The sequence below is a fragment of the Ruegeria marisflavi genome, from assembly GCF_025673445.1.
GTDB classification, from domain to species: Bacteria; Pseudomonadota; Alphaproteobacteria; order Rhodobacterales; family Rhodobacteraceae; genus Ruegeria_B; species Ruegeria_B marisflavi.
The window spans coordinates 50696-71416 of sequence record NZ_JAOVQN010000022.1 but is presented as its reverse complement, the minus strand read 5'-3'; the positions used below and the strand labels follow the sequence as shown (position 1 = coordinate 71416).

Sequence of the window (20721 nt, the reverse complement as noted above, 5' to 3'; positions counted from 1 at the left end):
ACATCCTCCACGACCAGCCGGTCCGCCAGCGCGAGCAGCGCGATCAGCACGGCATTGGAATGCTGCAAGAGCGAAACTAGGCTCTGGACCCATTAATTTGGTTGCGGTCGCCGCGCCGGGCTGATTCAAGCTCCTGAACTTCAGGAGGCGTGATGAGCAACTTATTTTGGCTGACAGACGAGCAGGTGGCGCGACTTCAGCCCTACTTTCCGAAGAGCCACGGCAAGCCTCGTGTCGATGACAAGCGTGTCCTGAGCGGGATTATCTTCATCAATCGCAATGGCTTGCGTTGGTCGGATGCCCCGAAGGAATATGGTCCGCCGAAGACGCTCTACAACCGCTGGAAGCGGTGGAGCGACAAGGGAGTGTTCGCCCGGATCATGGAAGGTTTGGCCGCCGAGCAATCCGATCACACCGCGATCATGATCGACGCAACCTATTTGAAAGCCCACCGCACGGCATCGAGCCTTGCGGTGAAAAAGGGGGAGGCGGACGCCTGATCGGGCGCACGAAGGGTGGCATGAGCACTAAGTTGCACGCCGTCACAGACGCCATCGGCCGCCCCATTCGGTTCTTCATGACCGCCGGTCAGGTCAGCGACTACACGGGCGCAAGGGCGCTCCTGAGCAGCCTTCCCGCAGCAGACTGGCTGATTGCCGACCGAGGATACGATGCCGATTGGTTTCGCGACGCGTTGAAAGACAAGGGGATACGACCCTGCATCCCCGGCAGGAAGTCGCGTGACAAGCCGGTTCGCTACGACAAGCGTAAGTACAAACGACGCAACCGTATCGAGATCATGTTTGGTCGTCTCAAGGATTGGCGGCGCGTTGCCACCCGTTACGACAGGTGCCCAAAGGTGTTCTTGTCCGCCATCGCTCTCGCCGCAGCGGTCATCTTCTGGCTTTGAAATTCAATGAGTCTGGAACCTAGGGGAAACTCAGGTTTTTGAAGGTCACGCGAGGGACTGCCCGAAATTCTCAAAGGGAAGGTATGCAGGTGCTGAACGCGAGGCCGTGGCGCGAGGAAGCGACCTTAGTGCAAAATACAAGCTACTCCGCTACTGCAACTAGTTGTCGCACTTGATAGCATCCAAGCGCAAAACAGTTGGCGGGCTTTTTGGCGGGTAAATTAAATCCACCCTGGAATTATCTAATATTATCAATAATATATGGCGGACAGTGAGGGATTCGAACCCTCGAGACGGTTCCCCGCCTACACACTTTCCAGGCGTGCGCCTTCGACCACTCGGCCAACTGTCCGTGACGGGGTGTTTCGACTATCACGCCAAGATTTGCAAGGGGGTTTTTCCCTTTATCTCTACCCGTCTAGATGCAGATAGACGCGGCGGTTCTGACGGCCCTTCTTTTCGATCTTGCCCAGCCGGACGCGCCCGATCTCGCCAGTACGGGCGACATGGGTGCCGCCACAGGGTTGCAGATCGACCTGCGCGTCCCCCTGCCCGATCCGCACCAACCGAACCCACCCGCCGCCACGCGGCGGCGAAACCGACATAGTCTTGACCAGGGCCGGATTGGCGTCAAGTTCGGCATCCGTGATCCAGTCTTCGGTCACCGGCAGATCGCGGTCGATCAGCGCCTGTAGCGCCTGTTCCAGGGCCTCCTTGTCTTCGGGCGCCTCTGGCATGTTGAAATCGAGCCGCCCCTTGTCCGCTGCAATGGCACCGCCCGATACCTCGAGCGGAACAACCACCGATAACAAATGCAGCGCAGTGTGGACCCGCATGTGAGCATGCCGCCGTTCCCAGTCGAGATGCTGCATAACCTCGGTGCCTACATCCGGCAACTCTGCGCCCTCACCGGGTACCACCGAAATAGCCCCCTCGCCCACCTTGACCGTGGTTGTTACGATCATGTCTCCCCCATCCCAGATCAACCGTCCGCTATCGCCAGGTTGGCCACCACCAGTTGGATAGAACAATGACTGATCGAGGATCACGCCACCTTCGGCCGAAAGACCGGACACCCGGGCCGCCGCTTGGCGGCGATAGGCGTCAACCATGAAGAGAGGTTCAGTTCTCATCGTCGGATCCTTGATTCATGTCCACTTCGGTAAGCGTCGCCGGTTGCTGCGAGGCCGGACGATCAACGTCTACCTCTATGGCCGCCATGGCCGTTGCTGCGGCGCCCCCGGTCAGCGTTTCGGGATTGCGCAACCAGACATCACGTTGGGCAAAGGGTATTTCGATCCCTTCGTCGGCGAACCGGCGGTTGATCTCGTGGTTCATGTCGGATTTCACCGACAACGCCCAGTTTACATCGCGCAAGATAGCCCGGATCTCGAAATCCAGTGAATCCGCTCCAAAGCGCTGGAACACCACATTAGGCGACGGGTTGGCGAGCACCATGGGATGCGCCTCGGCAATCTCTCGCAGGATCGCCTCGACCTTGCGGGTATCGGTCCCGTAGGCCACGCCGACTGGCACGATCACCCGGCCAACGGTGTTGCCCCGGGTATAGTTGGTGACACTGCCACTGATCAGGTCCGAGTTCGGGATGATCACGTCGGTGCGGTCAAAGGTTTCGATGCGGGTCGAGCGGACCGAAATGTCGCGCACATAGCCCATCTGCCCGTTCACGTCGATCCAGTCGCCCTTGGAGATTGGGCGCTCGATGAGCAGGATGATGCCCGAGACAAAGTTGGACACGATGGTCTGAAGCCCAAAACCGATACCAACCGACAACGCACCAGCAACGATGGCCAGCGACGACAGGTCGAACCCAGCCATGGTGATAGCCAAGAGCGACGCCAGAAAAATGCCGAGGTAGCCTGTGCCGGCGACGATGGCGTTCTGGCCACCGGGGTCGAGCCGCGTCTTAGGCAGAAGTGAATTGCGCAAGCCCCCCTGCAACAGCCGAGTCGCCGTATAGCCGATGGCGAAGACCAGCGCGAAAGTCAGGAAGTTCGACGGAGAAATGACCACGCCGCCAATATCAAACCCCATCATGATACGCGACCAAATCTCGGTCAGTTCCGCTTCGCGCGCGCCCCAGTAGAGCGCCAGCAACGGCAGCGCCAGTATCGCCAACAGGAAGCCGAGGATGACGGAAAAAAGTGAATCCCTCGCCTCGTCCCCTTTGCGGGTCAACCAGCCATAAACATTGGTCAGGAAGCGTTGCAGTATGACCAATGCCGCGATCAATGCCAGCGTCTTGACCGCCGGATAGATTAGTGCTTCGGACGCGTTGTTATAACCGACGACCGCTAACAGCGGCGAGGCTATCCCCAACAGATAGAGCGCGCGACGCAGGAAACCGACCATGCGGCTGAACCCTGCTCCGCCTCGCCCGGTCTCGGATCCGTCTACGGTGCCGCCCTTGGCCTGCGCCTGACCCCGCACTCGCTGCAGCCGCAACAACAGCAGTGCAGTCATAAGGATTATCGGGAAACCGGTGACGGCGCGCGTGGGCTCGGAAATATTCTCCAACCGGTCGAACAGCACCACCAGATCGTGCAGCACCAGCATCACGGCGAGCAGATCGACACACAGACGCGTCACCCGCACCTGGGACTGGCTCAGATGCTGGAAACCGTTGCTGGCGTTGAACAGATAGACCTGCCTCCCGATCCAGTTGAAGTAGAGGACCGCCGCAGCCCAATAAGGCACCTGCTCCAGCAACAAAGCGCCGCGCAGACCGGTGATATCCATCATCTCCACTGACTGGACCAGGAACATGACCCCGATCCAGGGAATCAGAATTCTGAGCAGCGACACAACAAACGACCATACTCCGGTTCCTAAGCCGCCCAGCGAGCGCAGGAAATCGCCTGCCCGTTCCGACCATCTGCGCCCACGGGCCAGGAACACAAGCCCAACAACGCACAAGAGCAGAATGCCGGGTCCGTTGGTCTTGAGCCGTTCGCGCACTACGTCCGAGCCCATGTTGAACGCGACCTCGTTGGACAGCGCCGTCATCGCCTGTTTGATATCCTTCCAGGCGTCGGGCCAGTGTTCGGGATTGAGCGGCGACGGCCCGCGTTTGAGTAATTCCTTTGTGTCGCGCGCCCGGACGATCCGGTCGATCTCATTGATCAGACCATTGGCGCGGCTATAGGCCTCTTCCGAGATGATGCGCGGGACTGTCAACTTGGCCAATTGATCGTTCAAATGAATGCGCAGCCGGGCGATATCCTCGGCCTCGGTCTCTCCATCGGCCGGTTTTGGTCCAAGCGCCGCAATCTGAGCCTCCAGCGTCTTGATCCGGTCCGAGTTCTCGCCCCGTACCCGGTTGAAGGTATCCCGGTAAGTCCTGACCTCGGCTCGCAATTGCTCGAAAGCCGCCTGCGAAGCACGGTTCGCCTTGATGACCTCTTCAGCCCGGTCTGCCGTGCTTACCCAACGTTCGTAATAGGCACGGCTCTCATCGGTCAGCTGGGCCGAAAGAGTGGTAGCTGTCAGCAGTAGAAACGCGGTCAACAGCAACCGCAACACCCGGCCCATCATCATGTCAGACGTCCTCGAACACGCCGGGAATCGAACTGGGCGCGCGCGTCATCCAGTCGGGCACAGGCAGGTTCTTTTCGCGCAGGAAATCCGGGTTGAACAGTTTGGACTGATAACGGGTGCCATAGTCGCAGAGCATGGTGACGATGGTATGACCCGGTCCCATCTCTCGCGCCATGCGCACGGCCCCTGCGATATTGATCGCGGTCGAGCCCCCCATCACCAGCCCTTCTTGCCGCAGCAGGTCAAAGATATAGGGCAGCGCCTCGGCATCGGGCACCTGGCAGGCGAAATCCGGTTTGAAGCCTTCGAGGTTCTTGGTGATGCGGACCTGGCCGATGCCTTCGGCGATCGAGCCACCCTCCATCGCCAGTTCGCCCGTGGTGTAAAAACTGTAAAGAGCAGCCCCCATCGGGTCTGCCAAACCGATCTTCACGCCTTTCGGCTGAAGCGCTTCGGCGACGCCTGCCAGTGTTCCCCCCGAACCTACGGCACAGATGAACCCGTCGACCTTGCCGCCGGTCTGCTCCCAGATCTCGGGACCGGTGGTTTCAACATGGGCCTGTTTGTTGGCAATGTTGTCGAACTGGTTCGCCCAGACGGCTCCATTGGGCAGCGACTTGTTCAGCTCCTCCGCCAAGCGGCGCGAATAGTGAACGAAGTTGTTGGGATTGCGATACGGTGCCGCCGGAACCTGCACCAGTTCTGCACCTGCGAGGCGCAACATATCCTTTTTTTCCTCGGATTGCGTCTCGGGGATAACGATAACCGTCTTGAACCCCATCGAGGCGCCGACCAGTGCTAGTCCGATACCGGTATTTCCAGCAGTACCTTCGACGATTGTGCCTCCAGGCATGAGATCACCACGAGCGATTGCATCTTTGATAATAAAGAGCGCGGCGCGGTCCTTAACTGACTGGCCGGGGTTCATGAACTCCGCTTTGCCCAGGATCTCACATCCTGTCATTTCGCTGACCCGGCGCAGACGGATCAGCGGTGTGTGTCCAACGGCCTCGGCCAGATCGCGTGCAATGCGCATGTCGCCCTCACAAACTTGTCCTGTTGCAACCGATGTAGCCCTGCACGGTCTCAACCTCAAGCGAGGAACAGTGATCAGCCGCGCAAACGCTCGCGGTGCCGGGCTAACCAGTGGGCCAATGACAGCAACGGCAAATCTTTGATCTCTTCCCTGTCGATCAGCGCCATCAGGGTATCAAACGAGAGAATCCGACTGCGGATATCCTCCCCTTCACTAAGCAAACCACCCGCCGATATTTCTTCAACTATTTCTGCCAAAGCAACGAAGAGATGTACAAATTCCGCAGATGATCCACTGGAGGAGTAGGCTTTTCCAGCGGATTCCAACGCCCTTGCCTCCAGATGAGCCTCTTCACGAAGCTCGCGCAGGGCAGCCTGTTCCGGCGTCTCGCCCGGGTCGATCATTCCGGCAACCGCCTCCCACATCCAAGGCGCCGGATCGCCGATCATGAAAACGGGTGCACGAAACTGCTCGACAATCAACACCCGGTCCCGCTGCGGGTCATAAGGCAAGATGACGGAAGCCTGTCCAGTCATCAACGCAGCACGGTTGAGACTGTCGCTCATGGATCCATCGTATCGGCGATGGCGCAAAACAATATCATCCATGGCAAAATAGTTAAGATATCCGCGATTATGTTGTTCGACTAGGACATCGCGGACCACGTCATGATGCGGGTTGGGTGTACGGGCTGCGGCCGCAATCCGTGCGGCGGCCCTTACCCGTATCGGACGAAAGTTTTTGGCGATCTCTGCGGGGGAAAGACGACCATAGAACGCCATCACTTCGCTTGCTGCGTGCAAGGTCAACTCCCCCCAGTCTCGTGCCCAAGCATCAAGATTCCAAACATCACCGGGTGTCCATACCCCTTCTTTTGGAAAGAAAACCTGCGCCTCTACTTCTTGAGCAGAGGAAACGTAAAAAGTCATCGGCCGCAAGTCGTAGTCAAACCCACCCTCATAGTAGTTCAGGCGTTCAATTTGGCGCACGGTTAAACCACGAACCAGTACACCGCTTGCAGATTGACCCGGCGCCGGCAAGATCATCGGAAACGGCTGATCCTGAACCTCGTAAACCTGATGATCCGGCAAATCCGCCGATACCATGTCGAGGGAAACTCCAGGTTCACTCAGAACCAGTTCCAAAAGCGGCCGATATCGCAAAGTGCCGTAAAAGAAAAGGTCGGTCACCGCCTGAATACATCCGTCATGAACAGGGAATCTAACGCCATCGCCGCCAGGCGTTTTCGGTTGCGAGACCAGATATCACCGCCCCAACAAGCAATGTCGAGATGATATTTGCGGCCAACAAGACCGCTCCGAATTCAACACTTTTCTCGAAGATCGCCAACAACGCTTCGAATGGACCGTCATAACGATGCCGCATCGCCAATCGGAACATCTCGTAACAACCTTGTACAAAAAGTCCCCAGAAAACGAGAGATGCGACGCCCGTAAGCCCATTGGTGATCGCTGCTGATAAACCTTTGCCCGCTCTTGGCCCCATGATGAACCAGCCGCAAAGAATACCCAAGCCCACGTTAACTAAATTGAAATAACCGAAATCGGTTCCTTCCGGCATGCGCGGCTTGATCAGTTCTGACACCAGATATCCGAGAATGCCGAGGCAAAGGGCGGCGACGAGACGGGCTGCGGTGGGCATGGACAGGTGTACTCAGCTTTTTTGTGGTCTTGCCACTGTTACCTGTGTCACATCGCAGGTACCCGAGTCAAAGGCCGCGCCGCAGGAGGTCAGATAGAAATTCCACATGCGGCGGAACCGATCGTCGAAACCCAATTCTGCGATATGGTCCCATTTCTCGTTGAACGTCTCGTACCAGCGCCTGAGTGTCAGGTCGTAACTCTTGCCGAATTCCTTGGAATTCACGAACTCCAGCCCTGCGCGCGCGAACTGCTCTCTCAGGATCTTGGGGGCAGGCAGCATACCGCCCGGGAAAATGTACTTCTGTATGAAGTCCACACCGTTGCGGTACACTTCCCACCTTTTGTCCACCACGGTGATGATCTGCAACGTAGCACGCGCGCCTGGCTTCAACCTGTCGCGCACAGTGTTGAAATAGGTCGGCCAGTATCTTTCGCCAACTGCCTCGAACATCTCGATCGAAGCGATACCATCATAGCTGCCGCGCTCGTCCCGATAGTCTTGCAGCTTGAAATCAACAAGGTCGGAAAGCCCCGCTTTCTCAATCCTTTCCCGAGCGAACTTCAACTGCTCCTTGCTGATGGTAAGGCCGGTTACCCGCAGGCCCCTTTCCTTTGCCGCATATTCTGCAAATCCGCCCCAGCCGCATCCGATCTCCAGAACATGATCGCCCGGCTTGGCTCCCATCTCGTCGATCAGACTGGCGTATTTGGCGGTCTGCGCTTTTTCCAGACTCTCTTGCCCGGTTTCAAACAATGCGCTGGAATAGGTCATGGTCTCATCCAGCCAGAGCGCATAGAAATCGTTGCCCAGATCGTAATGATAAGAAATGTTCTTCTTGGCTTGTTCCTTGTGATTTCGTTGGAGCCAGAACCGCAACCGCTCATAGGCCCGCGCCAGAAACTGTCCGGGAAAACCGTCATACACGGTTTCGTCACCCTGATGCACAAGGTCCATAAAAGCCCGAAGATCCGGCGTGCTCCAATCCTCTTCAAGGTAGGCGTCACAAAAGCCCAGCTCGCCCTCGCGGATAAGGCGGGCGAAAACATCCGGGTCGTGTATATCGACCTGTGCCACGGGACCGGGCTTCGGTCCCTCGGAACGGAAGATGCGCCCGTCGGGCAAGGCAATATCAAGGCGGCCCGCCTCCATCTTGCCCAACATCTTCATGACTTGCGGAAAATACCGCGGCAGGTTCTCCTGACCGTCTGTCGATGTCAAAATCATCCGCTTCTCCCCATTGCGGTTTGCCAAACAGGCTAATTCGAGACCTGAATTCAGGCAAGTTTTGCGTCAGGTCTCGGCGGAAACGCTGTGGAATAGGCAGCAAGCGCCCGTTTTCTACCCGAGTCGAGCGAAACACCGGGCGATAGGTACATCCCGCCTGGGTTCAAACCCCAACTGCGGGGAACCGCATCGAAGAATTCCAATGCCGTGTGCATCGGGTGTTCCTGTCGCTGGGCGATCCAACGGTCAATATATGCGCGGTCGGGATCGAATTTGCCGGCCTGGGTTTCAGGGTTGAACACCCGGAAATAAGGGGCGGCATCCGGCCCGGAACCGGCAACCCATTGCCAGCCCATGGCATTTGCGGCCGGATCCCAGTCGGTCAGGCAGTCCGCGAACCAGTCCATGCCAAGTTTCCAATGCACCATCAGGTGCTTGGTCAGGTAACTTGCGGAAATCATACGGGCCCTGTTGTGCATTCGTCCGGTCACATACATCTCGCGCATTGCGGCATCGACCATTGGGACCCCGGTTTGTCCCCGGCACCAGCGAACGAAGTCCGGATTGGTTTCGTCTGCCGACCAAGGAAAATCATCCCATTCCACCCGCCAGTTCCGATCCAGAATATGGGGGCTGTTGAACATCAGGTGATAAGCAAATTCACGCCAAACCAGCTCCTTGAGGAAATGCTCCGCTCCCGCAGAACCCACGCGAACCGCCTCCTGCGCCCGATGCCACGCGATCCGAGGGCTAAGCTCGCCAAGGCTGAAATGCTCGGACAAGTCCGATGTGGCATCCAAGGCCGGAAAATCCCTATTTTTCTTATAGTCGTTGATGCGGTCAGAGATGAACAGATCCAGTTTTGCGAGAGCCGCTGCTTCGCCAGGTGATTGGTATCTTGTCACAATCGGGACCGCGCGGTTCATTTGCGCGTCCATGTGCCATGAACTCAGTGCATCGGAATTCGGCCAGTGGGACGGTTTTGCCAAACGCAAAGGGGCCGGCAGGGCCGGACCGACATCCTGCTGGCAGACAGCCCGCCAGAACGGCGAATAAACCTTGTAGTATCCCCCGGCGCCGGTCTTTACATTCCACGGTTCGAACAACAAATGCCCCGCAAACGAGCGGGCATCGACATCATGGTCTTTGAACCACGACTTCACACCTGCATCCCGCGTGACAGAAACAGGATCATATCCCCGCGACCACCAGACAGCACCGGCGCCGATTTCTTCGACCAGCGACTGAAGCGCCTGCAACGCGGGTCCTCGACGAAGGATCAGCGCGCTTCCCAGCCTCTCAAGCTCGGCAGCAAAAGCTGCGATGCCCAGCCCAAGTCGAAACTTGGGCGCGGCACCAAGCCGTTCAACCCCTTCGTCATGAAGGAATACGGGTACCACCGGGCGTCCGGTCGCGCAAGCCGCGTGAAAGCCGGGATTGTCCGTGATCCTCAGATCACGGCGAAACCAGAAGATAATCGGACTGTCTGAATTGGTCATAGGCTGCCCCGGTCTTTTTCAGAATACGGGGCTGGCCTGTTTCTGGATCACAAAACCCGGTCAAGAGCCTGCAAAAGCTGGTCGATTTCAGATTTTGCGGTGTAGTGGGTAAAGCTCAGCCGGAGAACACCCTGGTTTGGATCGATACCCATCCCCTGCAAGGCCCGCACGGCATAAAAATCGCCGCCACCCGCCATCACGCCGTATTTCGCCAACTCGGCCGCGACCGGCTCGGCCGGGCGGTTCAACGCCAGCGCCACCGTCGGTGCGCGCAGCTCGGCCTTGTCCGGGCCGAGAAGACGGACCGAATTGCGATCGGCAACTGCATCAAGCAATGGTTGCAGCAGTTCCACCTCATAGTCCCGCATCAGGTCATGAACAAAAGCCGCCCTTTGCGTCGGGCCAGTGGCATCACACCCGTGGTGCGCTGCCAACAGGTCAACATAATCGGCCATGCCCGCGCTTGCGGCGACCTGGGCGTGATCGGGACCTGCTGGAGTAAAACGCTTGTATAGGACATCGCCGTTGAAATAGTGCCCCTGGTTCGGCAACATCTGCCCCAGATTGCGCCGGATCACCATCACCCCCTGGTGCGGGCCATAGGTCTTGTAGGATGAGAAAAGGTAGATATCGGGCCCCAACTCTCCGACATTCGGAAAGCCATGCGGCGCATAAGACACGCCGTCAACACAGACAAAGGCACCGGCGGCATGGGCGATTGCGGTGATTTCGGTCACCGAGTTGATCTCGCCCACCACATTGGAACAATGCGGGAAACAGACCAGGCGCACTTTCTCGTCTAGCAAATTCTCTAGATCGTCGGTGTTCAGGTGCCCTGTGTCCGGGTCGATTTTCCATTCGCGGATCTCGATCCCCGCTTCGGCCAAACGCCTCCAGGGACCGGAATTGGCTTCGTGATCCTGATTTGTGACAATGATCGCCTCGCCCGTCTGCACCCATTGGCGGAACGCCTGGGCCAAGACATAAGTGTTCTGTGAGGTTGAGGGACCAAAGCTCAATTCGTCGGTCTCAACTCCCAGGATTGCGGCCATCCTAATCCGCGCCTCGTCCATCTCGGCGCCTGCCAAACGGCTCGCCTCGTAAGGCGCATAAGGTTGTACCTTGCGTTGGATGTAAAATCGGGTCAGGCGGTCGATCACGGGCTGACAGGTAAATGATCCTCCAGCGTTCTCGAAAAACGCCTGACCGTGCAGTGCCTTCTCGGAAAATGCGGGGAACTGCTTGCGAACAAAGCCGATATCCAATGCCATCATGACCCTCGTTTGTGATGGCAAATGGATGCCTGCTGGCTTGACCGGGGTCAAGGGCATGTACTGATGTCAGAAACTGTCACCACACTCGGCCATAAAGTTCCTATCGAAAACAATGAGGTAAACCGATGAGCTATCTGCCTGAGCATTTCCTGATCTGGGGAGAGTTGCCCGTGACCGACATGAACCGCAGCGTCGCGTTCTATTCCAAGGTCACTGGCGCCGAACTGACGATCGACACCAGTGGCCCCAATCCGATGGCGGTATTCAAACCTGCCGCCGCCGAAACCGGAGTGGCGCTGCATCTCTATCCCGGTACACCGGCGGGCGACGGCAGCGGCCCGACGTTGCATCTGGCCGCCGAGGGCGCACTGGAAGAAACTATGTCCCGTGTGACGCAAGCCGGTGGCGAGGTAATCTCACCCGCAATCACAATCCCGGCCGGGCGGTTTTTCTACGCCAAGGACCCCGACGGCAATTCCGTCGGCTTTTTTGAAACGACAACCGCGTGACAAAGAAGGCCCCCGGCAGTCCGCCGGGGGCCAAGGGGCTCGACCGGATCAGGCGTTGACGTCGATAACGACACGGCCCTTGACCTGGCCCTTCAGGATATCGGCGGCGAGCTGCGGCAGGTCTGCCAGGGTGGCCGGTTTTATCATCGCCTCCAGCTTGTCCATCGGCAGATCCGAGGCGATACGCTCCCACGCACGCAGCCTGTTGGGATAGGGTTGCATCACGCTGTCTATACCCAGAAGGTTGACACCGCGCAGCAGGAAGGGAACCACGGTCGCCGGCAGGCCGGCGCCGCCTGCAAGACCGACCGCAGCCACCGAGGCGCCGTACTTCATCTGGCCCAGAACCCGCGCGAGCATGGCGCCGCCCACGGCATCCACGCACCCTGCCCAGGTTTCCGACTCGAGCGGGCGCTTGACCGTTTCGTTCAACTCTTCGCGCGGCACGATGGTGGTCGCACCAAGAGATTTGAGGTAGTCGGCGGTTTCAGGGCGCCCGGTTACACCCGCCACTTCGTAGCCCAGGTTGGCAAGAATGGCGGTCGCCACGGAACCAACGCCGCCCGCGGCGCCAGTCACCAGAACCGGTCCATGTCCGGGTTTCAGGTCATGATCCTCCAGCGCCATGACGGCCAGCATCGCGGTAAAGCCTGCGGTCCCCACGGCCATCGCCTGCCGGGTGTCCAGCCCCTTTGGCAGCGGCACCAACCAGTCGGCCTTGACCCGAGCCTTTTGGGAGTATCCTCCCCAATGGGCCTCGCCCACGCGCCAACCGGTCAGAACCACCTTGTCGCCGGGCTTGTACCGGGCATCCGACGAGGTTTCGACCGTTCCGGCAAGATCGATGCCAGGAATATGAGGATATTTGCGCACCAGCCCACCGCCGGGACCAATGCACAGACCGTCCTTGTAGTTGACCGTCGAATACTCGACCGCGACCGTGACCTCGGCTTGTGGCAGATCATCCAACCCAAGCTGTTTGACCGCAGCCTGGGTCTTGCCGCTTTCTTCGTCCTTTTCGACCACCAGTGCGTTGAACATCTTTTCCTCCTTCCGCGACCCAAATCAGGGCCGTCGATTTCATAACCACATATTTCGTTTGGCAGCGCGAACAGGGGCCGACAATGCCGCACCCTGCCCGCTCAAGCCCAGAACTTTTCCCGAACGGTTGCCGGGCGCATGCCGTCCGGCGTTTCCACTTCCAGCCGAGTTCCTTCGGCCCAATGGCTAAGCCGAACCATACCAATGGCGACGTTTGTCTGAAAGTCGGGAGACCACGCGGCCGAGGTCACCTGACCCACCCGCTGGCCATCAGCGTAGCACGGCCAAACCCTGTCACATCCCGGGACGCGATCGCCGGCTATTTCAATGGCGCGGATCTGCTGAACCGGGCCTTCCTTGGCCACGCGCAACAGCGCATCCCGGCCGATACAGCCAATCGCGGTATGCGTGTTGCAAAACCGACCCAGCCCGCATTCATGCGGGGTATTGTCGTCGGTCATGTCGTTGCCATAGGACAGAAGACCACCCTCGATCCTCTCGATCAGGTTGGGACAGCCCGCGCGCACGTCCAGATCCTCGCCCGCCGCCATCAAGGCGTTCCATAGCGGCATGCCGATGTCGCCACCTTCGACATAGATCTCGAAACCGCCCTGCTTGGAATAACCCGACCGCGCAATGGCCAGATCACGCCCCTCGAAACTGAACATGCCAAACCGGAAGAAGCGGACATCGCGCACCCGATCCCCGAAAACGAGGGCCATCAGGTCATCGGACTTTGGTCCCTGAACGGCCAGGGGCGAAACATCCGGTTCGTCCACGAGCACGTCCAGCCGGTAACCGTTGGCAATGCCCTTGACCCAGAGCAGCAGGTCGCTGTCCGCAATCGAGATCCACCAGCGGTCCTCGGCCAGCTTGACGGCAACCGGATCGTTCAACATGCCGCCGGTTTCATCGACAATCGGCACGTAATAGCACTGCCCCGGTAGCATGCCGCGCAAGTCGCGCGGGGTCAGCATCTGCATCAGTCGCCCGGCATCAGGTCCACGCAACTCGACCTGCCGCTCGCAAGCCACGTCCCAGACCTGCACCGCTTTCTTCAGGTGGTGATAATCCGCCTCGACGCTTTCAAACACCGTCGGCAGCAGCATTCGGTTGTAAACAGTGTAGCCTTTGACCCCGGCGGCTTCGACACCGTCGGAAAAGGGAGTGCGCCTGACCCGGCGCGAGGGAGAAATCATCGCCATATCAGGCGTCCTCCGGCATGAGTTTCGTTTCGTGAACCAACGGTCGGAACCGTTTGGACTATGTCAAAGCCAGGCTTCGACGGCGTCCCTCAACGGATGGCCGTCTGTTCGCCAGGCAGAGCTTGGTCAGGCGCGAATGCGCTCGATCGGCTCAATCCTCCCGTCAGCGCGGGCCGTGCCAATCGATCTGGCAGATTTCGGCGGAGCGCCCATCGAAATCCCAGACCCGGCCATAGGCGCGCAGCTTGCCCTTGGACGCTGTCGCCACCGTGACATCCGGCCCCATCCAGTACTGAGTGTTGGTCACGACCAGATCGGTTTCGGGATCCTTGCCAGCGACCGGGGCAACGACACCCTGGATCTTGCGGCCAACGGTGATGTGACGCGTCTTTCCCTCGGTCTCGTAGGTCACCGGTTGACGCTCGTGGCCCAGGATTTCACCGACGAGGATCTGGAACAGGCCTGTTGTCCCCTTGGCCGCACCCGAGAAGATCGCGACCAGCGCGTCATATTGCGCATCCGTGGAACGGTCGTCGATGAACAACCCAACCTTCCAGTTGCCACGGCTCATCATGCCCGGGATCTCGATCATCAGACCGATGTTCAACCCGCTTAGATCAATGTCGCCATAAGCACCTTGGTCGATCCGTACACCGCCCCAGGTCTGGCAGTGCCCCTCGGTCGGGGGATGCTTGCCCAGGCTGATCACGCAGGGACAGAACACCGTGCAGTTGCAGTTCAGGATCAACTCTCCCTTGACCGTCCAAGGCACCGTGCCCAATTCGTCCAAAGCCATGTGATATCTCCCTTTTCCCTATATCGTCATCCAGATGGTCCAGCCTGCCCAGACGAACAGGCAGTACCCCAAAGGCCGTGTTACATGGCGGCCAATATCGGGGAGTTTCTCCAGCACCATGATCACCGTAGCCAAGCCCATAAAGGCCAGGTTCATCACCCCGCCGACAAAGGCCAACAGCATCAGTGCCCAGCAACAGCCAAGGCAGACAAGACCCAACCGGGCGCCGTTGCGCAACGGTCCCTCGTCCCAATGCTGCATGAAAAAGGTCAGCGGTTGGCGGCATTTGCTGAGACAGGCAGCCTTGATCGCCGAAAATTGATAGGTGCCAGCGCCAATCAGCAGGCCCGCCGACAAGAGAGCCGACCGGCTGTCGCCAAATCCACCAAGAAAACCGGCACTTAACAGAGCGAATTGCATCCCGGCCGCCAGTACAGAGAAACCCAGCCAGACCAGCAGGTACCCCCCAAGCAGTGCGCCAAACCGCGTGCCCGGGGCAGTATGGGACAGATCCTCGTAGGTGGCCAGCGCAGGCAGGGCAGTGGGGGCCATCATCGCAGCGGACATTAGCGCCCACATGAAAACCATTCTTCCGAACCCGGCTACTTCGGGTGTCAAGGTACAGAGATCGCGCCAGAAATCCGCACCATAGACGGCATCCGCAACCCGCATTTCGGCCGGAATTGCCATCAGGAACAGAGCAGACCACGCGCCCAGGATAAGAACGAACAGGAGGATCCAGTGCCCCCCTGTCATCGACCTGATCCGTTCGGCAACGATGGCCTTCATTCCGCACTCCAGCTATCAGCTTATGCGACTCACGCGTTGACACTTAAATGTCAGACTTTTAAATGTCAGACAAATAAAATGTTCCAACCCCGAAGATCCGCCAAACCAGGACCCCAGGAACGTGCCATGAAAATCGACCCCAACAGTTCCGCCGATCTCTCGGCTCAGATTGCCCAGGCGATCAAGGATGCCATCGTCGAAGGCCGGTTGATCGTGGACGAGCGCCTGCCGTCTGAGGCGGAACTGGCTGACCAGTTCCAGGTCTCACGCCCCACCGTGCGCGAAGCGCTGAAACGCTTGGCGGCGCAATCGCTGATCCGCACCCAGCGCGGTGCGTTTGGCGGGGCCTTTGTCAACCGGATCAGCTTCGAGGATGCCTATTCCCAACAGATCACCACCTCGACCCTGCTCTTGTCGATGAACGCGGTCAGTTTCGATACCGCTTGCGAGGCACGCTTTGCGCTGGAGCGCGCCTGTGCTCCGTTGTCGGCGCGGCGACGCACGCCGGATCACCTGGCCACCATGCGAGCCGAGATCGTGCGTCAGAGCCAGCCGGGGTTGAGCGACGAAACTTTTTGCGCCTCGGACGTGACATTTCACAGGGCATTGGTGGATGGCGCCGGAAACCCGGTGCTGTCCTACCAACTGGCCGGAGCCGTCGAGGCCATGCAGCCGCTGATGAACATGATCACCTTCACCGCCCGCTCGCGCGAGGTGATCGTGGGGCTGCATACGCGCATTGCCGACGCGATCGAGGCCCGCGATGCCGCGGCCGCCGACGCGGCCCTGGTCGAACTGACCACCTATACGATGACACTCAAGGACAGCGTGATGGCCGCACGCGCTGCGGCACGTGAAACCCTGGGCGGCTGACATCGGCCCATTCAGATCAAGCCGCAAGCACGAATTCCGTCCCGGCAGGTCGGGATCCCGTTGCACTTGCGCACCAAGCGATTATATTCGTCGTGTTCCCTCGGGGACTATGGACATAAACGCGCTCGTAATAAGCGGATCGGACCCGGGGGCGGTACCCGGCGGCTCCACCAGATACCCTCGTTGGGGGACAATGGGGCCGAAATAGGATCGACGGACGTCTAAAGGAGTTTGCTTTGTCTCGGCGGGGTACCACCGTTATCGGTCCGTAAAGCATAATTGCCAACGACAATCGTGCTCCGGTTGCTCTGGCTGCGTAAGCAGTCCGAAAAACCGAAACTTAAGCCCTTGCGCCTAGCAGCGTAAGGCGGGGTTCGCAGGTACCTGGCAACAGAAACCTGCATTTTCCTTTCATATGTTTGTACTTTTTTTGCTGCTTGTGCCGCTTTTGTTCAGCTTTCATTCACCATTGCCCCCAATGCTGTACCTGACAGCGATGGAGGATCAGATGGACAAATCCGAGTTGTTGAAAGAATGGTATTCCCAGGTTTGGGAGCAAGGAAATATCGACGCGATTGATGAGTTTTTTGCGGCCGACACGATGGCCGACGGGCTGATCCCAGAGATGCAGGTAGGGGCTGACGATTTCAGGGATTTTGTTTCCGCCTTCAAGTATCATCTGGGCGAGATCCGCGTGGATATCCCAAAGATTATCGAGAACGGCGATTGGGCCAGTGCAATCTTGCATGTGCACACGTCAAGGGCCGACAACGGAGCGCCAATCGAGGTCACGGGTCAGGTCATGGTCCGGTACAAGGACAACAAGATCGTCGAAGCCTACAATCAGTTCGACCTGATCTCGCTGTTCGAGCAACTTGGCCAGATGCCGGCCGACACGTTGCCAATCTGCATGACGGGTCAGCGCCTCGAATGGGCCTGATCTGTTGCGGCGACGCCTGACTGGTGCATTGACACCCCCTGCCCTGTTGCACTAGCGATAGGGTCATGGGGTCGCTTGCGAACGCCCCGTGAGGCTCCGGCCCAAGTTTCGCATGTATCCTTTGACGAGAGGAGCATGCCATGGCTGCGCCAAATGAAATCACTGTACCCCAGTTGCTACGCCTGATCGGCACACCGAATTGCCCGGTTCTGGTGGATATCTCGATCGACGCGGATTTCGCAGACGATCCGTTCCTGATCCCCGGCGCCTTTCGCCATCCACACACCGACTATGACGGGCTCGTCGCGCGTCTGGCCGGGCGGCGTTGCATCGTCATCTGTCAACAGGGCTTCAAGCTTAGCCAAGGATTGGTGGCTCGCCTTCGAAACGACGGGCACCTGGCCGAATACCTTCAGGGCGGCAACCATGGCTGGCGCGGGAACCCGGACGCCCCCTGCATTCCCGCGACAGCGATCCCCGCATCGGTTCAGGGTGCCACGCTCTGGGTCACTCGCCACCGACCCAAGATCGACCGAATTGCATGCCCCTGGCTGATCCGGCGTTTCGTGGACCCCTCGGCAAGGTTTCTTTTCGTTTCACCCGACCAGGTCCAGGGCGTCGCCGAGTGGTACGGTGCGACACCTTTCGACGTGGAAAACGTCTTCTGGTCACATCGGGACGACAAATGCACCTTCGACACCATGCTTGATGAATTCGGTTTGCGAACCGAGGCGCTTGACCGGCTGTCCGTGGTTGTACGCGCAGCCGACACCGAACGGCATCAGATTGCGCCACAGGCGGCGGGGCTGCTGGCGATTTCAGTTGGTTTGTCGCGCCAATTCCGCGACGATCATGACCAACTGGCCGCCGGCATGGTGCTCTATGACGCGCTCTACCGATGGGCGCGCGATGGGCATGGCGAAGGCCACGACTGGCCTGAGGGCCGCAGATCATGACACCTTCGCGGTCGGAACTTGTCCGGGTTTTTGGGAGAATCGGGCTGCTGTCCTTTGGCGGGCCAGCGGCCCAGATCGCCCTCATGCACAGGGAGTTGGTCGAAACCCGCCTCTGGCTGGATGAAACGACATTCCTCCGCGCGCTTTCTCTGTGCATGTTACTGCCCGGCCCCGAAGCCATGCAGTTGGCCACCTATGCGGGCTGGCGACTGCGGGGGGTGCCAGGCGGCCTGATCTCGGGAGGTTTGTTCGTCTTACCCGGTGCGTTGGTGATCTCCGCTCTTGTGGCGCTCTATGTCTTGTTTGGCGATTTACCGCTGGCTCATGCGGGCTTTCTGGGGATCAAGGCCGCGGTTATAGCCATCGTTGTGCAAGCATTGCGCAAACTCAGTTCCAAGACACTGACAAACCGTTCAGCCTGGGTGATTGCCGGTCTCTCCTTTATCGCAATTTTTGCGTTTGCCCTGCCGTTCCCCCTGATTGTCTGCGCCGCTGGCTTCTGGGGATACCTATGTGCCAAACCGGCCGATGCTCCCCTTCCCCGATCCAAGTGGCAATACCCGGCGCCCGGAACGATGATCCCCTGGCTGGTGCTCTGGCTTACCCCCATTTTCGGACTACATTTCCTTGGGCCGACCCTGCTCGCGGACCTCGGCTGGTTATTCGTCAAGCTTGCGGTGGTCACATTCGGCGGCGCCTACGCGGTCTTGGCCTATATGACGCAGACAGTCGTTGAACATCATCAATGGATTTCGACCACACAGATGATCGACGCCCTGGGTCTGGCAGAGACCACACCCGGGCCATTGATTCTGGTAACGCAGTTCGTTGCAATGCTGGCCGGCTATATGGCCGGTGGTCCGGCAATGGCCCTGGCCGCCGGTGTGGTCGCGCTTTGGGCAACGTTTATTCCCTGTTTCCTTTGGATCTTTTCGACGGCACCCATCCTGGACCAAGTCGCCGGTCGCCCCAGACTCGCGGCCGCACTCAAAGCAATTACATCCGCCGTGGTCGGAGTGATCCTGAACCTCTCCTTATGGTTCGGAATGCATGTCCTTTTCGGAGAGGTCGCTTTCTTAAGCCTTGGACCAGTGGCTTTCTGGTCTCCCGTCTGGGCCAGTTTCGACCTCTTGGCGGCATCCTTGTCTGCGTTTGCAGCGACCTTGGTATTCGTCCTGAACCTCGGGATTGGGGTGACCCTGGCGCTCATGATTGCAGCTGGCATGGCCAGCTATTTCTTCTGACCGAAAATAGCCGCGTGCAATCTCTTTTGTTTCCGTCCGAATCTTTTATGCTGAAGCTCAATTTCGAATTGGGGACACAACATGTCGCGAGGCATCGACTACGGAAATCTGATGCATACCGCCATGCGCGGGCTGATCAAAACAGTCCTAGGCGACGTGGAACACAAGGGGCTCCCCGGAGCTCATCATTTTTTTATCACCTTCGACACCAGACATCCCGATGTCGGTCTCGCTGATTGGCTTTCAGATCGATATCCCGGCGAGATGACGATCGTAGTGCAACATTGGTACGAAAACCTCCATGTTGACGACGATGGGTTTTCCATCACGCTGAACTTCGGTGACACGCCTGAGCCGCTTTACATCCCCTTCGACGCCATCAAGACCTTTGTCGATCCGTCCGTTGAGTTCGGTTTGCGCTTTGAAAGCCCGGACGCAGATGAAACAGACGATGTGGATGAAGACGAAGAGGACGACGAAGAGCGGCATTCGGATGCGGAAGTCGTTTCCCTGGACAGCTTCCGCAAGCACTGATACCGGGACCTGTTCGGAATAGGTTTAGGTTTGGCTGGACTCTACCAGTCGGTGCTGTGGTTACTGCTTTTGCAGAAAAGTCTCGACAGAGCGCTCCATCACGCCATTCTTTAGCCGAGAAAACTCCAGCATCAATCCGCCATCGACCAAAGTCCGGTCGAATTGCTGCATCTCGTATCCGCCGTCGTCTGACACGAAGAGCGAATAGACCGTCATGGTATCGCCAACGATCCGTCCCCAAACATAGGGTTCGCCTTTCATCGGGTCGAGTTGGACCACATGACCAAAGACGTTCCGCGTCATCGCTGCTGAATAAATGCCCTCTCTGGCGCTGGGAAGAAAATCGACTGAATAGTCGCTCTCCTTTATCCTGCCGTCAGGTTTCTGGATCGTCGTCGACCAACTGACGTTGAATCCATCCTTAGTTTCTTGAATAGAGACGCTCATATCTCGCGGTTCGGTACTGCCATCGGCCCGGATAAGGTCCGCATTTCCTTCGTATTCGCCCACGAACTGCTCAATATCTGCTGCGCTGACCGGATTAGTCAAAAGCAAAACAGACAAAAATAAGAACGAAAACAGCCATATCGCACGGGACGGAAGGCTAAGGATCGCGATACGCATTGAGGCCTCCAATGACTGACTTGTGTTGTTCATATTACCCGGCT

At 58.4% G+C, this 20721-nt stretch carries 20 protein-coding genes, 1 tRNA gene and 1 other RNA gene; 8 read left to right on the top strand and 14 right to left on the bottom strand.

The window, feature by feature from the left end:
- Nucleotides 1-152 precede the first annotated feature (152 nt).
- A protein-coding gene (locus tag OEZ49_RS18755) for an IS5 family transposase (RefSeq protein WP_263389730.1) occupies nucleotides 153-910 on the top strand; the annotation gives its coding sequence in 2 pieces (ribosomal slippage) (nucleotides 153-471 and nucleotides 471-910; 759 coding nt in all).
- Between the two features lie 262 nt (nucleotides 911-1172).
- On the opposite strand, the gene OEZ49_RS18750 is transcribed toward OEZ49_RS18755, so the two are convergent.
- The 9 genes from OEZ49_RS18750 to OEZ49_RS18710 all read right to left on the bottom strand — a co-directional run bounded on the left by OEZ49_RS18750 (nucleotide 1173) and on the right by OEZ49_RS18710 (nucleotide 11163).
- A tRNA-Ser gene (locus OEZ49_RS18750) sits at nucleotides 1173-1262 on the bottom strand.
- Nucleotides 1263-1320: 58 nt separating this feature from the next.
- Nucleotides 1321-2043, bottom strand: a complete 723-nt coding sequence (locus tag OEZ49_RS18745) for an alanyl-tRNA editing protein (RefSeq protein ID WP_263389729.1) — start codon at nucleotides 2041-2043, stop codon at nucleotides 1321-1323.
- Nucleotides 2033-4465 carry a DUF3772 domain-containing protein gene (locus OEZ49_RS18740; protein ID WP_263389736.1) on the bottom strand — a complete coding sequence of 811 codons (2433 nt, stop codon included), beginning with the start codon at nucleotides 4463-4465 and terminating at the stop codon, nucleotides 2033-2035. Before OEZ49_RS18740 ends, OEZ49_RS18745 begins: the two co-directional genes overlap by 11 nt.
- Before the next feature lie 4 nt (nucleotides 4466-4469).
- Nucleotides 4470-5504 (bottom strand): cysteine synthase A, encoded by a 1035-nt coding sequence (locus OEZ49_RS18735; RefSeq protein WP_263389728.1) that lies wholly within the window; start codon nucleotides 5502-5504, stop codon nucleotides 4470-4472.
- A gap of 74 nt (nucleotides 5505-5578) precedes the next feature.
- The gene (locus OEZ49_RS18730; protein ID WP_263389727.1) at nucleotides 5579-6694 is read right to left on the bottom strand and encodes an NUDIX domain-containing protein; all 1116 of its coding nucleotides are present in this window, start codon (nucleotides 6692-6694) and stop codon (nucleotides 5579-5581) included.
- A 31-nt stretch (nucleotides 6695-6725) separates the two neighbouring features.
- Nucleotides 6726-7166, bottom strand: coding sequence for a TrgA family protein (locus tag OEZ49_RS18725; RefSeq protein WP_263389726.1), 441 nt, complete (start codon nucleotides 7164-7166; stop codon nucleotides 6726-6728).
- A gap of 12 nt (nucleotides 7167-7178) precedes the next feature.
- Nucleotides 7179-8393: an SAM-dependent methyltransferase gene (locus tag OEZ49_RS18720; RefSeq protein WP_164132506.1), complete on the bottom strand. Its 1215-nt coding sequence runs from the start codon at nucleotides 8391-8393 to the stop codon at nucleotides 7179-7181.
- A 50-nt stretch (nucleotides 8394-8443) separates the two neighbouring features.
- Nucleotides 8444-9892, bottom strand: a complete 1449-nt coding sequence (locus OEZ49_RS18715) for a cryptochrome/photolyase family protein (RefSeq protein WP_263389725.1) — start codon at nucleotides 9890-9892, stop codon at nucleotides 8444-8446.
- A 47-nt stretch (nucleotides 9893-9939) separates the two neighbouring features.
- Complete coding sequence (locus tag OEZ49_RS18710) at nucleotides 9940-11163, bottom strand: aminotransferase class V-fold PLP-dependent enzyme (protein ID WP_263389724.1); 1224 nt, start codon at nucleotides 11161-11163, stop codon at nucleotides 9940-9942.
- 128 nt (nucleotides 11164-11291) lie between these two features.
- Here OEZ49_RS18710 and OEZ49_RS18705 point away from each other — a divergent pair, with 128 nt between their 5' ends.
- Nucleotides 11292-11675, top strand: a complete 384-nt coding sequence (locus OEZ49_RS18705; protein ID WP_263389723.1) for a VOC family protein — start codon at nucleotides 11292-11294, stop codon at nucleotides 11673-11675.
- 48 nt (nucleotides 11676-11723) lie between these two features.
- Here OEZ49_RS18705 and acuI read toward each other — a convergent pair whose 3' ends face one another.
- The 4 genes from acuI to OEZ49_RS18685 form a co-directional block, all read right to left on the bottom strand.
- On the bottom strand, nucleotides 11724-12716 hold the full coding sequence (gene acuI, locus OEZ49_RS18700) for an acryloyl-CoA reductase (RefSeq protein WP_263389722.1): 993 nt from the start codon (nucleotides 12714-12716) through the stop codon (nucleotides 11724-11726).
- A gap of 101 nt (nucleotides 12717-12817) precedes the next feature.
- Nucleotides 12818-13921 carry a dimethylsulfoniopropionate demethylase gene (locus tag OEZ49_RS18695; RefSeq protein ID WP_263389721.1) on the bottom strand — a complete coding sequence of 368 codons (1104 nt, stop codon included), beginning with the start codon at nucleotides 13919-13921 and terminating at the stop codon, nucleotides 12818-12820.
- Between the two features lie 163 nt (nucleotides 13922-14084).
- The gene (locus tag OEZ49_RS18690; RefSeq protein ID WP_263389720.1) at nucleotides 14085-14717 is read right to left on the bottom strand and encodes a DUF1326 domain-containing protein; all 633 of its coding nucleotides are present in this window, start codon (nucleotides 14715-14717) and stop codon (nucleotides 14085-14087) included.
- 18 nt (nucleotides 14718-14735) lie between these two features.
- Nucleotides 14736-15506 (bottom strand): DUF2182 domain-containing protein, encoded by a 771-nt coding sequence (locus OEZ49_RS18685; RefSeq protein WP_263389719.1) that lies wholly within the window; start codon nucleotides 15504-15506, stop codon nucleotides 14736-14738.
- A gap of 126 nt (nucleotides 15507-15632) precedes the next feature.
- Here OEZ49_RS18685 and OEZ49_RS18680 point away from each other — a divergent pair, with 126 nt between their 5' ends.
- The 6 genes from OEZ49_RS18680 to OEZ49_RS18655 all read left to right on the top strand — a co-directional run bounded on the left by OEZ49_RS18680 (nucleotide 15633) and on the right by OEZ49_RS18655 (nucleotide 20053).
- Nucleotides 15633-16379: a FadR/GntR family transcriptional regulator gene (locus OEZ49_RS18680; RefSeq protein ID WP_263389718.1), complete on the top strand. Its 747-nt coding sequence runs from the start codon at nucleotides 15633-15635 to the stop codon at nucleotides 16377-16379.
- Between the two features lie 55 nt (nucleotides 16380-16434).
- Nucleotides 16435-16784, top strand: a transfer-messenger RNA (tmRNA) gene (gene ssrA, locus OEZ49_RS18675).
- Between the two features lie 73 nt (nucleotides 16785-16857).
- Nucleotides 16858-17319 carry an ester cyclase gene (locus tag OEZ49_RS18670; RefSeq protein ID WP_263389717.1) on the top strand — a complete coding sequence of 154 codons (462 nt, stop codon included), beginning with the start codon at nucleotides 16858-16860 and terminating at the stop codon, nucleotides 17317-17319.
- Nucleotides 17320-17459: 140 nt separating this feature from the next.
- Nucleotides 17460-18275, top strand: a complete 816-nt coding sequence (locus tag OEZ49_RS18665; protein WP_263389716.1) for a sulfurtransferase/chromate resistance protein — start codon at nucleotides 17460-17462, stop codon at nucleotides 18273-18275.
- Nucleotides 18272-19519, top strand: coding sequence for a chromate efflux transporter (gene chrA, locus OEZ49_RS18660; protein WP_263389715.1), 1248 nt, complete (start codon nucleotides 18272-18274; stop codon nucleotides 19517-19519). Before OEZ49_RS18665 ends, chrA begins: the two co-directional genes overlap by 4 nt.
- Nucleotides 19520-19600: 81 nt before the next feature.
- A complete protein-coding gene (locus OEZ49_RS18655; protein WP_263389714.1) occupies nucleotides 19601-20053 on the top strand; it encodes an SspB family protein in 453 nt (150 codons plus the stop codon).
- Nucleotides 20054-20113: 60 nt separating this feature from the next.
- Here the strand turns inward: OEZ49_RS18655 and OEZ49_RS18650 are convergent, their stop codons facing one another.
- Nucleotides 20114-20677: a hypothetical protein gene (locus OEZ49_RS18650; protein WP_263389713.1), complete on the bottom strand. Its 564-nt coding sequence runs from the start codon at nucleotides 20675-20677 to the stop codon at nucleotides 20114-20116.
- Between the last annotated feature and the right edge of the window lie 44 nt (nucleotides 20678-20721).

What these genes read in the sequence shown, in the direction of transcription:
- OEZ49_RS18725 (WP_263389726.1), bottom strand. Translation starts at nt 7,166, where the DNA reads ATGCCCACCGCAGCCCGTCTCGTCGCCGCCCTTTGCCTCGGCATTCTC.
- OEZ49_RS18680 (WP_263389718.1), top strand. Translation starts at nt 15,633, where the DNA reads ATGAAAATCGACCCCAACAGTTCCGCCGATCTCTCGGCTCAGATTGCC.
- chrA (WP_263389715.1), top strand. Translation starts at nt 18,272, where the DNA reads ATGACACCTTCGCGGTCGGAACTTGTCCGGGTTTTTGGGAGAATCGGG.
- OEZ49_RS18665 (WP_263389716.1), top strand. Translation starts at nt 17,460, where the DNA reads ATGGCTGCGCCAAATGAAATCACTGTACCCCAGTTGCTACGCCTGATC.
- OEZ49_RS18715 (WP_263389725.1), bottom strand. Translation starts at nt 9,892, where the DNA reads ATGACCAATTCAGACAGTCCGATTATCTTCTGGTTTCGCCGTGATCTG.
- OEZ49_RS18695 (WP_263389721.1), bottom strand. Translation starts at nt 13,921, where the DNA reads ATGGCGATGATTTCTCCCTCGCGCCGGGTCAGGCGCACTCCCTTTTCC.
- OEZ49_RS18655 (WP_263389714.1), top strand. Translation starts at nt 19,601, where the DNA reads ATGTCGCGAGGCATCGACTACGGAAATCTGATGCATACCGCCATGCGC.
- acuI (WP_263389722.1), bottom strand. Translation starts at nt 12,716, where the DNA reads ATGTTCAACGCACTGGTGGTCGAAAAGGACGAAGAAAGCGGCAAGACC.
- OEZ49_RS18650 (WP_263389713.1), bottom strand. Translation starts at nt 20,677, where the DNA reads ATGCGTATCGCGATCCTTAGCCTTCCGTCCCGTGCGATATGGCTGTTT.
- OEZ49_RS18690 (WP_263389720.1), bottom strand. Translation starts at nt 14,717, where the DNA reads ATGGCTTTGGACGAATTGGGCACGGTGCCTTGGACGGTCAAGGGAGAG.
- OEZ49_RS18720 (WP_164132506.1), bottom strand. Translation starts at nt 8,393, where the DNA reads ATGATTTTGACATCGACAGACGGTCAGGAGAACCTGCCGCGGTATTTT.
- OEZ49_RS18740 (WP_263389736.1), bottom strand. Translation starts at nt 4,465, where the DNA reads ATGATGGGCCGGGTGTTGCGGTTGCTGTTGACCGCGTTTCTACTGCTG.
- OEZ49_RS18685 (WP_263389719.1), bottom strand. Translation starts at nt 15,506, where the DNA reads ATGAAGGCCATCGTTGCCGAACGGATCAGGTCGATGACAGGGGGGCAC.
- OEZ49_RS18705 (WP_263389723.1), top strand. Translation starts at nt 11,292, where the DNA reads ATGAGCTATCTGCCTGAGCATTTCCTGATCTGGGGAGAGTTGCCCGTG.
- OEZ49_RS18735 (WP_263389728.1), bottom strand. Translation starts at nt 5,504, where the DNA reads ATGCGCATTGCACGCGATCTGGCCGAGGCCGTTGGACACACACCGCTG.
- OEZ49_RS18710 (WP_263389724.1), bottom strand. Translation starts at nt 11,163, where the DNA reads ATGGCATTGGATATCGGCTTTGTTCGCAAGCAGTTCCCCGCATTTTCC.
- OEZ49_RS18670 (WP_263389717.1), top strand. Translation starts at nt 16,858, where the DNA reads ATGCTGTACCTGACAGCGATGGAGGATCAGATGGACAAATCCGAGTTG.
- OEZ49_RS18745 (WP_263389729.1), bottom strand. Translation starts at nt 2,043, where the DNA reads ATGAGAACTGAACCTCTCTTCATGGTTGACGCCTATCGCCGCCAAGCG.